The 15082-nt window shown below is 70.8% G+C and carries 11 protein-coding genes; 8 read left to right on the forward strand and 3 right to left on the reverse strand.

Annotated elements, in window-relative coordinates:
• The first annotated feature begins 12 nt into the window (after positions 1-12).
• From ABZU74_RS07680 to ABZU74_RS07705, 6 genes are all read left to right on the forward strand, one after another.
• Complete coding sequence (locus ABZU74_RS07680) at positions 13-375, forward strand: hypothetical protein (protein ID WP_053654782.1); 363 nt, start codon at positions 13-15, stop codon at positions 373-375.
• Between the two features lie 70 nt (positions 376-445).
• Positions 446-3859: an ATP-binding protein gene (locus tag ABZU74_RS07685; protein WP_355419560.1), complete on the forward strand. Its 3414-nt coding sequence runs from the start codon at positions 446-448 to the stop codon at positions 3857-3859.
• Position 3860: 1 nt separating this feature from the next.
• A complete protein-coding gene (locus tag ABZU74_RS07690) occupies positions 3861-5861 on the forward strand; it encodes an MFS transporter (RefSeq protein ID WP_355419562.1) in 2001 nt (666 codons plus the stop codon).
• On the forward strand, positions 5858-6415 hold the full coding sequence (locus tag ABZU74_RS07695; RefSeq protein ID WP_355419564.1) for a hypothetical protein: 558 nt from the start codon (positions 5858-5860) through the stop codon (positions 6413-6415). The genes ABZU74_RS07690 and ABZU74_RS07695 overlap by 4 nt, the downstream gene beginning before the upstream one ends.
• Positions 6412-7587, forward strand: coding sequence for a M23 family metallopeptidase (locus tag ABZU74_RS07700; protein ID WP_355419566.1), 1176 nt, complete (start codon positions 6412-6414; stop codon positions 7585-7587). Before ABZU74_RS07695 ends, ABZU74_RS07700 begins: the two co-directional genes overlap by 4 nt.
• Positions 7588-7600: 13 nt before the next feature.
• Entirely contained in the window at positions 7601-8200 is a 600-nt protein-coding gene (locus ABZU74_RS07705; RefSeq protein ID WP_355419568.1) for a hypothetical protein, read from the forward strand.
• Positions 8201-8203: 3 nt separating this feature from the next.
• Here the strand turns inward: ABZU74_RS07705 and ABZU74_RS07710 are convergent, their stop codons facing one another.
• Positions 8204-8647, reverse strand: a complete 444-nt coding sequence (locus tag ABZU74_RS07710) for a hypothetical protein (RefSeq protein WP_355419570.1) — start codon at positions 8645-8647, stop codon at positions 8204-8206.
• 306 nt (positions 8648-8953) lie between these two features.
• Between ABZU74_RS07710 and ABZU74_RS07715 the strand changes: the two genes are divergently transcribed.
• Together ABZU74_RS07715 and ABZU74_RS07720 are read left to right on the forward strand one after the other, a co-directional pair.
• Positions 8954-11515 (forward strand): FtsK/SpoIIIE domain-containing protein, encoded by a 2562-nt coding sequence (locus ABZU74_RS07715; RefSeq protein ID WP_355419572.1) that lies wholly within the window; start codon positions 8954-8956, stop codon positions 11513-11515.
• Positions 11516-11591: 76 nt separating this feature from the next.
• Positions 11592-12263 carry a hypothetical protein gene (locus ABZU74_RS07720; protein WP_355419759.1) on the forward strand — a complete coding sequence of 224 codons (672 nt, stop codon included), beginning with the start codon at positions 11592-11594 and terminating at the stop codon, positions 12261-12263.
• 70 nt (positions 12264-12333) lie between these two features.
• Here ABZU74_RS07720 and folE read toward each other — a convergent pair whose 3' ends face one another.
• A complete protein-coding gene (folE, locus tag ABZU74_RS07725; RefSeq protein WP_355419761.1) occupies positions 12334-12999 on the reverse strand; it encodes a GTP cyclohydrolase I FolE in 666 nt (221 codons plus the stop codon).
• Positions 13000-13034: 35 nt separating this feature from the next.
• Positions 13035-15053 (reverse strand): ATP-dependent zinc metalloprotease FtsH, encoded by a 2019-nt coding sequence (gene ftsH, locus ABZU74_RS07730; protein ID WP_355419574.1) that lies wholly within the window; start codon positions 15051-15053, stop codon positions 13035-13037.
• Between the last annotated feature and the right edge of the window lie 29 nt (positions 15054-15082).

The raw sequence follows: 15082 nt of genomic DNA on the forward strand, positions 1-15082 counted from the left end.
CGCGTTCACCAGATGCGGCTGCGCACCGACGACGACATCTACCGGGCCCGCCTGGTCTACCTCGGGCCGCCCGGCTACACCCTTCCGGTCCACCTGCCCTACGCCCAGTACGGGCTCTTCATGCTGCTGGTCCCCCTCTACATGTTCATCCACTGGCTGTTCACGTTGACGGTCGAGCTCTTCCCAGCCTGGGAGATCGCGCTCGCCATCGTGACCACGTCGTTCATCTTCCGGCACGTCGACCCCGATCGGCCGGCGCGGGTGGTCATCCGCACCGCGCTCACCGACTGGCGGCGTACCCGGGAGCCGGCGGTCGAGCAGCGCGATCCGCGCCTGGTCGGCAGCCGGATCAGGATTCGGGAGGAGCTGGCATGACCGGACGTACGTCGAACGGTCCGTCGCAGGACGCGGGCAGGGGCCTGCCGACGGTCGCTGAGGCGGTCGCATGAGCCGCTCTTCCACGCCGGGTTCCCCGGCCGGCCGCCCAGGCGCGCCGACCGGTCACCGTGCGCACTCATTCGACTACACCGAGGACGAGGACGAGGTCGCCCTCGACCCTGCCCTTGTGACGTCGCCCGGCCACGGTGCCGTCGGTGTGTTCCAGGCGCCCCGACCGGTCCCCCGCCGGACGCCGCCCGCCGAGCCCACCGCCGTGTCGGCCGGCGAGAACGCCGACATCGACTCCCCCTTCCTGGACCTCTTCGGCGGCAGTGGGCGGCCCGGCACGGCACGAGCCGTCACGGCCGGCCCGAGCACCCGCGAGCAGCCGGCGATCCCGCATCAGCCGCCCCCCACCGCCAGCCCGGCACCAGCCCGCGCGGTTCCCGAACTGGAGCCCCCGTGGACGCCCGCCGACCAGCCGGGCAGAGGTGGCCGACCCGTCGAGCCGCGGCACGGCGGTGGCCACCCGACCAGCGAGTCCCGGGTGCCGCATCAGGCCGGCGACCGACGACCGATGCTGCGTCCGCCGGACGAGCCCGAGGCGTCCACCGGCCGTGGCCCGGCGGCGACCACCGGCCCCGCCGGCCGGGCAGCCGGCACCCTGCCGAGCAGCCGACCAACTGCAGCACCAGCGGCCCAACCGGCCCGGCCCACGGCACCGATCGAGCAGCCGGCCGGCATCACCGCCGCGGACCGGCCAGCTCTGGAGCGCACGGCGCGCCGGGCCACCGACCCGGACCGGCCCAGGGGCACCGGCACCGAGCCCACCGGCAGGGAAATCGCCCCGTCCCGCCAGCGCGCCGCGAGCCGATCAGACCGACCGGTCAAGCCGACCCGGGTTCGCGCTCCGAAGATCAAATTCGGGGATCGGGATCCGTCCGTCGAGTTGGCCATCACCGAGATCGCCGGTCACCTGACCTTCACACCGAACACCGTCACCGCCTGGTACTGGCTGCCCGAGGTCCGCTGGGCGTTCCGGCCGGACGCCGAACGCGAGGCGCTGCTGTCGGCGATCTCCGAGCAGTACGCCGGCCTGGCCGGCTTCCGACTGCACCTGCGCCGCACCACCCGGCCGTTCCCCGCCGACGAGTGGGCGCGCACGATCGACACGCACACCTCGGCGCCGCTGCCCGACGTACCCGGCACCACCGGCTGGGCCGATCACCTGGTCGCCGCCCAACGGCACCTGATGGCGGTCAACCACGCGGAGGGGCAGACCTACCTGGGTGTCACCTTCGCCCGCCGTTCCCTCGGCGACTCGCTCACCGAGCGGCTGCTGCGCACCTTCGGCCGGGGCACCGCCGATGGCGAACGCCGCAAGCTGGGCCGCACCGTGGAGCAGTTCGACGAGGTGCTCGGCGCGTTCGGCATGCGCGGCCGGCGGGTCACCGCCCAGGAGCTGGAGTGGCTGCTCTACCGCTCGGTGGCGCTGTGCATGTCGCCGCCGAGCACCCTCTCCCCGGTCACCGACGGGCGTTGGGAGCGCGGCGACCTGCTCGCCATGACCGAGCAGGTCGAGCGCTACCGCACCCCGTACGGCTCGACGGTCAAGCTGGTCAACCGGATGACCGGCGAGGAACGGCACGTGGCCGTGCTCGCCGTCGGCCGGATGGAGCCGCTGGAGATCCCGGAACGGCACGAGCCGTGGCTGCACTTCCACGAGCGGCTGCCCTGGCCGATGGAAATCTCCACCCGCGTCGACATCCTCGGCTCCGGCGACTCCTTCCGCAATCTCGAACACCGCCTGCGGATGATCCGCTCGCAACAACTCGACTACGCCGAGCACGGCATCGACGCGCCCCCGGAGCTGGAACGACTCGCCAAGCGCGCCCTGGTGATCGGCGACGAGATGACCACCGGACTGCCCGTCGACTCGGCCCGTGCGCACGGCTGGCACCGGATCGCGGTCGGCGGACGGACCAGAGAGGAATGCCTGGAGCGGGCCCGCCGGCTCATCCAGCTCTATTCCCGGGAGCTGCGCATCTCGCTGCAGCACCCGAAGAACCAGGACTGGCTGGCCCGCGAGTTCATCCCGGGCGAGCCGATCGCCAACACCGGCTACGTCCGGCGCATGCCGGTGCCGCTGCTGGCCGCCGCGCTCCCCCAGGCCGCCTCGAACGTGGGCGACCGGCGGGGCGACCTGATCGGCCGGACCGCCGGCACCTGCCGCCGCCCGGTCTTCCTCGACCTGCACTTCCCCATGGAGGTCCGGGAACGCTCCGGGCTCGCGGTCTTCGTCGCCGAACCGGGCGGTGGCAAGTCGACCCTGCTCGGCGCCCTCGGCTACCTGGCTGCCCGCCGAGGTGTCCAGGTGACCCTGCTCGACCCGTCCGGGCCGCTGGCCCGCCTCTGCGCGATGCCCGAACTGCGGCCGTACTCCCGGGTGTTGAACCTGACCGGCTCGGAGCACGGCACCCTGGCGCCCTACTCGCTCATCCCGACGCCGCTGCGCAGCGAGTTCGGCACCGGAGCCGCCGGCGACCGGGAGTTCGAGATCGCGGTCTCCAACGCACGAGCCGAGCGGCGGATGCTGGTCCAGGACATCTGCATGATGCTCGTCCCGCCGCAGGTGGCCAGGGAGGCGTCGACCGCCACCCTCTTCCGGCACGCCGTCCGCCAGGTTCCCGCCGAGGAGACCTCCACCCTGGACGACGTGGTGAGCTGCCTCGGGCGGCTCGACGACGACGCAGGCAAGGAGTTGGCCAACCTCCTGCTGGACACCGCCGAGATGCCACTGGCCATGCTCTTCTTCGGCCGACCACCGGAAGGTCTGCTCGGCGCCGACGCGGCACTCACCGTGATCACCATGGCCGGGCTACGGCTGCCCGACCTCAAGATCGAACGGGAGTACTGGTCGGCCGAGGAGGCGCTCGCCCTGCCGATGCTGCACACCGCGCACCGGCTCGCAGTGCGGCGCTGCTACGGCGGCTCGATGTCGTCCCGCAAGCTCGTCGGCCTCGACGAGGCGCACTTCATGGAGGGCTGGCGGTCCGGACGGTCATTCCTGGTCCGGCTCGCCCGCGACTCCCGCAAGTGGAACCTGGCCGCGCTGGTCGCCTCCCAGAACCCCCGCGACATCCTCGGCCTCGACGTGCAGAATCTCGTCTCCACCGTCTTCGTCGGCCGCATCGCCGAGGACGCCGAGATCGCCTCCGAAGCCCTGCGGCTGCTGCGAGTGCCGGTGAACGACGGGTACGAGGCCACACTCGCCTCGCTCTCCGCCGCCGACACCAACTCGGCCTCCCGCCTCGGCTTCCGCGAGTTCGTGATGCGCGACGTCGACGGCCGCGTGCAGAAGGTCCGCGTCGACGTGTCGTACGTCGAAGGACTGCTGGACCACCTCGACACGACGCCCGCCGCGATCGCCGCAGCGGCCGGAGTCCTGCCGAGCATCCCCCTGCCGGATCTGGAGGCGTGACATGGCTAGGGCCTGGGTCAGGGTTCTCGGTCGAGCCGAGGCAGAGTCCCGTGACCCAGTCCCTGCGGTCCGGGCCAGGACCGTGTCGTTCCTGCTCGCCCTTGGCGTACTGGCCGGGGCCACCCTCACCTGGCCGCTGATCGGCGCCGAGGCCGCAGCCGCCGCACCGCCCGCCCCCGCCCAGGCCCGCGCCGACCTTTGCACGACCCCCGAATGGCAGGCCGACTTTCGCGCCTGCGTGGGGAAGCTGGAAGCGGTCGCCGACGACCAGGTCAGTTGCCGCAACGCACCGACACCGAGTACGCCGGACTCCGGGCTCGCCGGCTGGTTCGCCGCCGCGCCTCCAACCGAGGCAGCGAATGGAGTAACTGGTCGGTACAGCCTTTATGGCTACGGGGGTTATAGCTACATCACCTACGACGTCGGTGGTTGCGCCTCGAGTGTGCTCCATCCGGACTACAAGTTCACCACGACGATCGCCAATGGCGAGTTCATGGCCGCCACGGCGATCATCGGCGCATCAAATGCGCTCAGAGAGCGCGCCTGGGACCCCGGTTCGATGTGGGGTTGGGCTGACCCGCTTGTCGAGCAGGCGACCAAGGCCGTGTACCAGAAGGTGTTCAGTGTCTTCGGCATCGTCACCCTGTGCGTGGTGGGACTTTACCTACTTTGGCGGTCCCGCCAGTCAGACATGAGCAACGCGATGACCACCGCGGGCTGGGCACTGCTGGTGATGGTCGCGGTCACGGCACTGGCCGCTTGGCCGGTCAAGTCAGCGAACATCGCCGACGGTGCACTTGTCACCAGCCTCGGAGTGGTGCATGACGCCGTCGGGCCGCAGGCGAAGGAACCGGACCCGGGGCGTTGCATCGATCCTGCCCGATGCAAGGACCTGCGAGCCCCTGCCGTCCGAGCCAGCGACACCGCTACCGAGACAATGCTCTACCGGAACTGGCTCCGGGGCGTACTAGGTTCAGCAGAGAGCGAGACCGCGCTCAAATACGGCCCCGCACTTTACGATGCAAAATCTCTGACGTGGGGTGAGGCCAAGTCGATGCGCGCCAGCTCGGCGGCCCGAGACGCGACGATCAAGGCCAAGCAGCAGCAGTGGGCCCGGGTGGCGCAGCAGATCAAGACCGAAGATCCAGAGGCGTACGAATACCTTCAAGGTGTACGCGATATGGACCGGATCGGCGCAGGGTTCATCGCCGTGCTCGCGGCCCTACTGTTTGCGATGTTCGACCTGACCGCGTCGCTACTGGTCCTGCTGGGTTTCCTGATCTTTCGGTGGGCGGTGATCGCGGCACCCATCCTGGGCACCATCGGTCTACTGCGGCCGGCCAGCGCAGGTCTGCGGCGGCTGGCGAACGCGGTGGTCGCCGCGCTGTTCAACATCGCCATCTTCGGCACCGGGGCCGCCATCTACCTGTTCGCCGTCGACCTGATCATGAATACCTCAACCATGCCGGGTTGGCTCCAGGTGGTGCTGGTCTGGCTCTGCGGGGTCGTCGGATGGCTGCTGCTGCGGCCGTACCGGCGGATCACCCAACTCGGCGGCAAGGACAGCAGCGAAGCGGTCAGTTCGGCCGGATCCTGGCACCGCCGGTTCTTCCGCGACATGCGGACCGCCGCTCGGCTGGACGTGGCCGAGCCAGGCGGCACCGCCGAGCCGGTGGGCGGACGCCGACTGTCGCCCGACGCAACGCAGACCCGGCTACGTCCGGAGGCGCGGCGCGAGGACCCGGTGCCGACCGCTGGGGCCGAGGGTCGACGCGCCGACGCCGCGCGCCCGGACGGTCGAGAACGGCCCGACGAGACGCCGGCGGAGGAGGGCAAAGGTCGGAGTCGCCCGGTCGCCCCGCAGCCCCGACGCCGACAGCCGGCGACCTGGACCGAGCCGGATGTACCGGCTGAGAACCCGTCGTTCGTGGTCTACCGCCCGGGCTCCACGGAGCGGGCACCGGATCGCACCGGACCTCGGGTGCGCTCAGAGGCGAGGTGACGGTCATGCGACGGGCGCTGGAATTTCTTTTCACCCGGGCGCTGCGGTCCCGGCTGGGCGTTGCGCTGGTGATCGGGGTGGTGGTCGTCGGCGTGCTCGGCGCGGCCCGACTGATCTCCACGCCGACCGATTCAGCGGATGGTTTGAGTAGCCGCCCGGATGGGCCGATCATCACAGTGGACCCGACGGCCGGCAACGACGGTCTACTCAACAGCTCGGCCCCGCCGGCACCCGTCACGTCGCCCGGCGCCCGCACGCCCGAGCAGACCGCCGACCGCTTCGCCAAGGCCTGGCTGGGCCGTCCCGGAATGACCAGCGAAGAGTGGCAGGCTGGCCTACGGCCACTCTCAACACCGGCGCTGACAGAGAAGTTGGCCGGCGCCGAGCCCGAGAGCGTGCCCGCCGAGAAGGTCACCGGTCCGCCAACGATGCGAGAGCGGACCGAGACGTTCGTCGAACTGCTACTCCCCCTTGATACTGGCGGGCTCCGGTTGGAGCTGGTCACCTCCGACGATGGTTGGCTGGTCGACGTTCTGGACTGGGAGCGGCCATGAACGACGTTGATGGCGCCAAGACCCGCCGCGGGCCCCTCCGGCTCGGTGTGGTCGCCGCGGTGCTCACCGGAATGCTGCTCCTGCTCTGCTGTACCGGCGGCACCGCGGCGTTCTTCCTCACCGGGCTCGGCGGCGACGCCGAGAACGGCGATGTTTTGGCAGGCAGGGAGTGCGGGCCGGTCCGCGCGGTGAACATCGCGGGCAAGCTGCCGCGGTTCACCGAGTACGGCGACACCCAGATCCGCAATGCCGCGATCATCATCAAGGTCGGTCAGGACATGGGCGTGCCCTCCCGCGGCTGGGTGGTCGCCCTCGCCACCGCGATGCAGGAGTCCGCCCTACGCAACCTGGCGAACAGCGGCGTACCCGAGTCCCTGGCCCTGCCGCACGAGGGCGTCGGCGCGGACCACGACTCGCTCGGCCTGTTCCAGCAGCGGCCGGGGTGGGGCACTGTCGCCGAGCGGCTGAACCCCGCGTACGCGGCGCGCAAGTTCTACGAGAAGCTCGTCAAGGTTGGGAGCTGGCAACGCCGACCGCTGACAGTGGTCGCGCAGCGGGTGCAGGTCAGCGCATACCCGGACGCGTACGCCAAACACGAAGAGGTAGCCAGCCGGATCGTGGACGCGCTGGCCGGGGGCGCGGCCCGCACCGTCGAGATCAACGGCAAGGCGGTGTGCAACGCGGCCGAGCGCGGCCAGATCGCCGCCTCCGGCTGGACCGCGCCGATCCCCGGCAGAGTCGGCTCCGGTTTCCGCACCACCAGCCGACCCGGCCACGACGGAGTCGACATAGGCGCGGCCAAGGGCACCGAGATCCGCGCGGCAGCGACCGGTCGGGTGTTGGTTTCGACCTGCGACGAGGACCACCGTGGCCGACAGGACTGCAACGTGGACGGGTTCCCGGGCAAGGGGGGCTGCGGCTGGTTCGTCGACCTGCTGCACGCCGGTGGCTACATCACCCGGTACTGCCACATGGTGGTCCAGCCCTTCGTCAAGAAGGATCAGACCGTGACGGCCGGTCAGGTGATCGGCAAGGTCGGCAGCAGTGGCAACTCCTCCGGTCCGCATCTGCATTTCGAGGTGCACCTGCAAAACAACCGCAACGCGTCCGGCGCGGTGAACCCGGTCCCGTTCATGCGCGAGCGGGGTGCTCCGCTGCGCGCCGCTGAGTGAGGCCACCACGGGTATGACCGGACCATTACCTGACCCGTTCGCCGACCAGCCCGACTGGGCACCGCAACCACCGAGACCGCTGGCAATCGTCCCCGCGACCGAGCGGGTCGAGCTACGCGGGCGACGGGTGCTGGTCGGCCTGCCCGGGATGGGTTGGCGCGGCGACCTGCGCGCGGACGACCGGGTGATGCAGAGCGCCCGGACCTACGTGCCGGTGATCCCCGAGCACGAGTGGTACCGGGCCGAAGCTGACCAGGTCGAGGTGTTCGCGCCGTTGGTGCCGGTCGAGCGGGTCTGGGTGGAGACCGTCGGCAGCCGACCGGGGATGGACGGCACCCGGGACACCGGCATCCGGTTGGTCTCGCTGGACGGCCCGGCACACCGGCCCCCCACACCGGTCTTCGAAGCGGACGCGGTCACCGGCCGGCGAGTGGTCCACGTCGAGGGCGGCCTGGAGCACCGTGACCTTCGAGCCGTCACGGAAACCTACTCGGGCGCCGAAGGGGACATCTGCGTGCGAATCACACCCGAGGTGGAGTGGTACCGCTGGGCCTGGCGCGGCCAGTCACCCACCACCCTGGAAGTGCCAGTCCATCTGTTGTGGATTGAGTGAGAGTCAACTAATTCTGGCGCCAGCACATACACGCCAACCGTCCCGGTTGTTCAAATCGAACTGCCACGTGTCTGCCAAGCTCTGATGAACGCCGTCAATTGCGGCGCTCTGCCGAATGACAGCGATCACAGTGGCATCGGTACCGACAGTCTCTGTAACGACGACGTCTTCGATGTTGATCGAGAAAGAGACGCCCAGCTCCTGCTCCCGTCCGGCAACGTCCGCAGCAAACCCATCGACCGAGGGGACAGCACCATCGCAGGTAAACAACTTCGCTCGGTTCGGTTCGCGGGAAACGAGCGTCGCCTGAAGGTAATTGATCACCGCGACGTCTGGTGTGCTGCGGTCCGGGGTTGAGGCGCGGGTGTACCACACATAGGCCGTTGCGACCCCGCCGAGGAGGAGCAGGGCGAGTACGCCAGCGACGACAGTCAGCACCGTCCGCATCCGGCGGCGTGGCGGCTGCGGTGTCGGCGGCGCCGGGGCGGGCGGCAGCTGCTCGGACGGTGTCCGCTGGGCCGGTACGCGGGAGACCTGGGAACCGGCGGGGGGCTGCACTGATTCCACCTCCTGAAGTTATCGGCTGGACGCTCCGGAGCCAATGCCTCAGATCAAGCGGATCGTGACGGACCCCTCCCCACCGGTGAGATCCACGACAACACCGGCGCAGCGCCGAGGCACCTCCCGGAGGTGCGCCCTCGGCTGGGATACCGTCTCTGCTTGGGGAGGGGTTGCCAACCTCGGGTAGAGGGGGTGGACGCGGTGGCCGGTCCGAAGGCTCGTACGAACCGCGCCGCAGCCCTGCATCGTCGGGCGGCGGCGGTCGCGACCGCTGCTGCCGGGATCCTGGACGAGACGCGGCCGGCTCCGGCCGATCAGCGCCGTCAGTACGAGGTGGCCGACCGGTTGCGGACGGCTGCGGCCGTACTGGCTCCGGGTTGGGCCGGCGCGGCATTGGACTCACTCACCGTGGACTCGCCGGCGGGTGATGGCCCGCCGCAGTTCGTTCGGGTCGGCACCGCGGCACCGTTGGACGATGCTCGTTTCCCCGCGTTGGTGCCACTTGTCGGCACCGGTCACCTCAGTGTGGACGCTGACGCGCGGGAGCCGCGGGTGGCCGGGTTGCTCCGGGCCGTACTCCTGCGGTTGTTGGGTGCGGCACCGGCGGGTGCCCTGTTGGTTCGCGCGGTGGATGCCACCGGTGCGGTGCTGACGCCGTTCGGGGCGCTCGCTGATGCTGGTCTGTTGCCGCCGCCGGCGGTGGACGTGGCGGGTCTGCGGGCGGTGCTGACCGAGGCGGAGCAGTGGGTCGCGCCGGGGGCGAGCGGGCGGCGCCGTCACGATCGGACGTTGTTGCTGGTGGTGGCCGCGCTACCGGAGTCGACGGGTCCGAGCGGTCTGGCCCGCATCGAGACGTTGGCCGAGCAGGGGCCGGCCGCTGGGCTGCACCTGGTGGTGGCGGGTTGGCCTCCCGCCGGCCCGTATTCGGCCCGGGCGCCGCTGCCGCACGCCACGCCGTTGGCGCTGCGTAATGCGTACGCGCTGCTGGGTGACCCGCCGGGGGCGTCGTTCGCCGGGCCGGGCGCCGATCCGCCGGGCGGTTTGAACTCGCCGGTCTTCGTCGAGTCGGATCCACCGGCCGAGCTGGTCGACGCGGTGTGTCGGCGGCTCGCCGAGCAGGTGGAGGCGGGTTCCCGGTTGGCGTTGGGTGCTCTGCTGCCGCCGACGGGCGAGCGACTGTGGGAGTCGGATTCCGCCGACGGGTTGACCACGACCGTCGGCGATGCCGGAGGCCGGCCGGTGCCGCTGGGTTTCACCGAGTTGACCCCGCACTGGCTGGTGAATGGCCGGTCCGCAGCTGGCCGCGCGGCGTTCCTGACCACCGCGCTGCTCGGTCTGGCGGCCCGGTACGGCCCGGATGACCTGGCGTTCTACCTGGCGGATCTCGGCGACGGCGAGTCCTTCGTGGAGTTTTTGCAGACCGAACGGGACCGGTCGTGGGTTCCGCAGGTGCGCGCGGCCGCGATGGCCGCCGACCGGGAGTACGTCCGGGATCTGTTGGACCAGTTGACCGCCGAGGTTCAGCGCCGAACGGAGGCGGGTGCCCGGGCCGGGGGGCAGCGCTTCGCTGAGTTGCGTCAGCACCAGCCGCTGCCGCGGATCGTCTGTGTGTTGGACAATGTGCCGCTGCTCTTCGCCGAGCGGGACCGGCTGGCCGCCGAGGTGGCCGCCCAGCTGGACGGGCTGGCCCGGGCCGGTCGGGCGTACGGCGTGCACCTGGTTTTGGCGGGCGCGGGCGAGTTGGGGCTGAGCACCCGTGCGGATGCTGGTCATCGCGACTCGGTGCTCGGGCAGTTTCCGGTGCGCGTGGCGCTGCCGGGTGGCAGTCCGGTGTTGGAGCCGACGAACGATTCGGCGGCCGGTCTGCCGGTGGGCAACGCGGTGGTGAACACGGCCGGGGGGCTCGGCGGCCCTCGGGGTGCGATCCGGGGTCATGAACGGTTGATCCGTCACCCGGATCCGCTGGATCATCCGGAGGTCGTGGAGCGGCTGCGGCACGAGTTGTGGGCGGCCCGGCCGGCCGGGTCGGTGCCGCCGGTGGTCTTCGCGGGTTACGCCCGGCCGCTGCTGGGCAATGATCCGCGCCACCGGGCGGCCCTGGCGGGGCAGGCGCACGGGCCGGCCGCCCTGCTGGGCCGTGCGGTGGACGTGGCCCGTTCGACGGTCGCCGTGCCGTTGGGGCCGGCGGCCGGGCGCAACCTCGCGGTGTTGGGCTCGGACGCCGCGGCGGGCGGGTTGTTGGCGACGGCCGCCCGGAGCACGTCGGCTCACCACGCGCCGGGCAGCGCCCGCTTCCTGGTGGCGGCACCGGACCCGGGTTCCCGGGCGCTGGCGGAGGCGTTGACGGCCGAGTTGGCGACCCGGCATCCGGCCGAGTTGGTGGATCTGCCGACGCTGCTCGCGGACACGGCCGACGAACTGCCGACGTACCTGGTGGTCTTCGGGCTGGACCGGCCGGGTCCTCGGGAGCTGCCGGTGGACCGGTTGCGGTCGCTCCTGCGGGACGGGCCTCCAGCGGGGAGACATCTGCTGGGCTGGTGGCGTGCCGTGCCGCCGTTCGCCGCGTTGTTCGAGCCGGCGGGCGACGTCGACAAGCTTGCGGCGGTGGCCGTGCTGGACGTGCCGGTCGCGCAGCTCACAGCGGTTTTCGGTCGACCGGTCGAGTGGCAGACGCGCCCCGACCGGGCGGTGCTCTGGGACGGCCCGGACGAGCGGGGCACCGTCCTGGTCCCGTTCGCCGACGAGGCCGGCTGATCGGGTGGCGAGCGTGAAGGGTGTCGAGGTGAGTCCGAGCGCGACGGTGACCGGGCCGGGACGGCAGCGGGCTGCCGTGGGGACCGGGGCGGCCACGCCGCCGGCGGTCGAGCCCGGCACGGCCTGGGTGGAGTACCTTGCGGTCGCCCGCCAGTTGGATGGGGTACGTCGTAGTGCGGCTGCCGCCGCCGGTGAGCAGGCCCGGTCGGCGGAGGCCGCCCGGGAGGAGTTGACCGTGGTCCGTACCGGGCTGGCGAGTCAGCAGGAGCGGCTGCGTGAGTTGGGCGTACCGGCGATCTCCCTGGTGCCGTCACCGCCGGAGCTGACCGAGGCGGCCCGGTCGATGGCGGGTGGCCCGGCGGCGGTGCTGGCGGCGCTGCTGGCCGCGCGTGGTTGGGCCGAGGCGGCGGACGCGGCGCTGGCGGCGCGCCGCCGGATCCGGCCCGGGTCGTGGCCGGCGCGGGCGCGCAACCTCCTGGTGTACGGCCCGTTGGCGCTGCTGGTGCCACTGATCCAGGTTGCGGTTCTGCTGGCGACGGGGGTGGGACCGGCCACCGTGGCGGCGTTGATCTGCGGGCTGCCGATGCCGGCGGTCGCGTTCGTCGCCGGCTGGATCGGCATCGGGCGGTTGTTCCGGGTCAGCCCCACCGAGAGGCTGGACCGTACGGTGCGTTTCGGCGCGTTGGTGTGCCTGGTGCCGGCGGTGCTGGCCACGGCCGGCCTGCTGTTGGCCCTGCTCGCTGGCTGACAGACAACCTGCGGAAACGCAACGGCCGGCCGTCCCCGGAGCGGTCGGCCGGCCGTGATGTGTCGGGGTGTCAGCGGGGGATGATCAGCGCCATCGCCTCGGCCCGCGACTTGGAGTCGGTCTGCAGGATGCCGCGTACGGCAGAGGTGATGGTCTTGGCGCCGGATTTCTGGATGCCGCGCATCGCCATGCACATGTGCTCGCATTCGAGCACGACCACGACGCCGCGTGGTGCGAGCTTGCTCATCAGCAGGTCGGCGACCTGCGAGGTGAGCCGTTCCTGCACCTGCGGCCGACGGGCGAAGACCTCGACGAGTCGGGCCAGCTTGGACAGGCCGGTGATCCGCCCGTCGGGGCCCGGGATGTAGCCGATGTGCGCGCTGCCCCGGAAGGGCAGCAGGTGGTGCTCACAGAGGCTCATCACGTCGATGTCCCGGACGATGACCAGCTCTTCGTGGTTGGCCTCGAAGGTGGTGCTGAGCACCTGGCCCGGGTCGACCCGCAGGCCGGCGAAGAGTTCGGCGTACGCGCGGGCGACCCGGGCCGGGGTCTGCTGGAGCCCGTCGCGGTCCGGGTCCTCGCCGACCGCGATCAGGATCTCGCGGACGGCCTTCTCGATCCGGCCGAGGTCCACCGCATCCTCGACGGGGCGGCCGGTCAGCTTGCCGCTGATCAGCCGCGCGGCCACATAGTCCAGCTCGTCGTCGCCGTCGGGTTCGGTCGCGGAGACGGCCAGCTCCCGGTGTGGGGAGCTGGCCGTCGGGTCGTTGCTCAGTGCGTGCCGTCCGAGTTGTTCGACGGCGCGCCGCCGCCGACCGACGCCTGCGCGCCGTCAGCCTCGGCCTGCGCCTTGAGCTTGTCCTTCTCCGCGGGGGTGAGCACGGGCGGCTCGGTGGAGGGCTGCCGCTTGCCGAAGCCGTTGTACGGCGCCAGCGGCGGGCGCTTGACCACCCGGGAGCAGATCCGTGCCATGTCGGCGGTGGAGAGGGTTTCCTTCTCCATCAGCTCGAGCACGATGTTGTCCAGGACGTCCCGGTATTCCACCAGGATCTCCCAGGCCTCGTCGTGCGCCAGCTCGACAAGTGCCCGCATCTCGCCGTCGATCTCGGCGGCCACCGAGTCCGAGTAGTCCCGCTCGTGGCCCATGTTGCGGCCGAGGAACGGCTCGTCCCCGCTGGTGCCGTACTTGATCGCGCCGAGCTTCGAGCTCATGCCGTACTGGGTGATCATCGCGCGGGCCAGTTGGGTGGCCTTCTCGATGTCGTTGCCAGCACCGGTGGTGGGCTCGTGGAAGACAAGTTCCTCGGCGGCGCGACCGCCCAGCGCGTACGCCAGGGTGTCGATCATCTCGGCGCGCGTCTGGGTGTACTTGTCTTCGGTCGGGAGCACCAGGGTGTGGCCCAGCGAGCGGCCACGGGACAGGATCGTCACCTTGTGCACCGGCGCGGCGTGCGGCAGCGCCCAGGCGACCAACGCGTGGCCACCCTCGTGGTACGCGGTGATCTTCTTTTCGTTGTCGCTCATCACTCGGGTGCGTCGCTGCGGACCAGCGACCACCCGGTCGATCGACTCTTCCAGCGAGTCGTTGGAAATCGCACGCTGCTCCTTGCGGGCGGTGAGCAGGGCCGACTCGTTGATCACGTTGGCCAGGTCGGCGCCACTGAAGCCCGGGGTGCGTCGCGCCACCGCGTCGAGGTCGACGTCGGGGGTGAACGGCTTGCCCTTGGCGTGCACCCGCAGGATGGCCTTGCGGCCTTCCATGTCGGGGGCGTCCACCGGGATCTGCCTGTCGAACCGGCCCGGGCGCAGCAGCGCCGGGTCGAGGATGTCCGGCCGGTTGGTGGCGGCGATCAGGATGACCCCGCCCTTGGTGTCGAAGCCGTCCATCTCGACGAGGAGCTGGTTGAGCGTCTGCTCGCGTTCGTCGTGACCGCCACCCATGCCGGCGCCACGGTGCCGGCCGACGGCGTCGATCTCGTCGACGAAGACGATCGCCGGAGCGTTCGTCTTGGCCTGTTCGAACAGGTCACGGACCCGGCTGGCGCCGACACCGACGAACATCTCCACGAAGTCGGAACCGGAGATGGAGTAGAAGGGCACGCCGGCCTCGCCGGCGACCGCGCGGGCCAGCAGGGTCTTGCCGGTGCCGGGCGGGCCGAACAGCAGCACGCCCTTCGGGATCTTGGCGCCCAGGGCCTGGTACTTCGCCGGGTTCTGCAGAAAGTCCTTGATCTCGTACAGCTCCTCGACGGCCTCCTCGGCACCCGCGACGTCCGCGAAGGTCGTCTTCGGAGTGTCCTTGGTGATCATCTTGGCCTTGGACTTGCCGAAGTTGAGCACCCGGGAGCCGCCGCCCTGCATCTGCGACATGAAGAACAGCAGCAGGAGGACGAGCAGCGCGATCGGCAGCAGGTTGACCAGCAGGCTCACCCAGATGCTGTCCGAGGAGACCTTGGCGTCGGCCGGGCCGGTGACCCGGTTGGCCGCCTTGGCGTCCAGCACCTCGTTCCAGATCTGGTCGCCAGCCTGGTACGGGAACTGGGCCTCGATCTTGTTGGTCTCGGTCTTGCCGAACTTGGTCTTCTGGGCCAGGTCCAGCTGGAGCGTCTGCTCCTTGTCCTGGAAGACCACCTTGTTGATCTTGGCGGTGTGCAGCTGGTCGAGCGCAACGGAAGTGTCCACGCGGTGGTAGCTGGGACCACTGGTGAACAGCTGACTGAGCACAACGGCGCCGAGGATGACCAGGATGATCCAGACCACCGGTCGGCGGAAGAAACGCGTACGTTCCATACTGTTGTCGAGCGCCGGAGCGCCCGCAT

The organism is Micromonospora sp. NPDC005171, assembly GCF_040608575.1.
In the GTDB taxonomy this organism is placed as follows: Bacteria; Actinomycetota; Actinomycetes; order Mycobacteriales; family Micromonosporaceae; genus Micromonospora.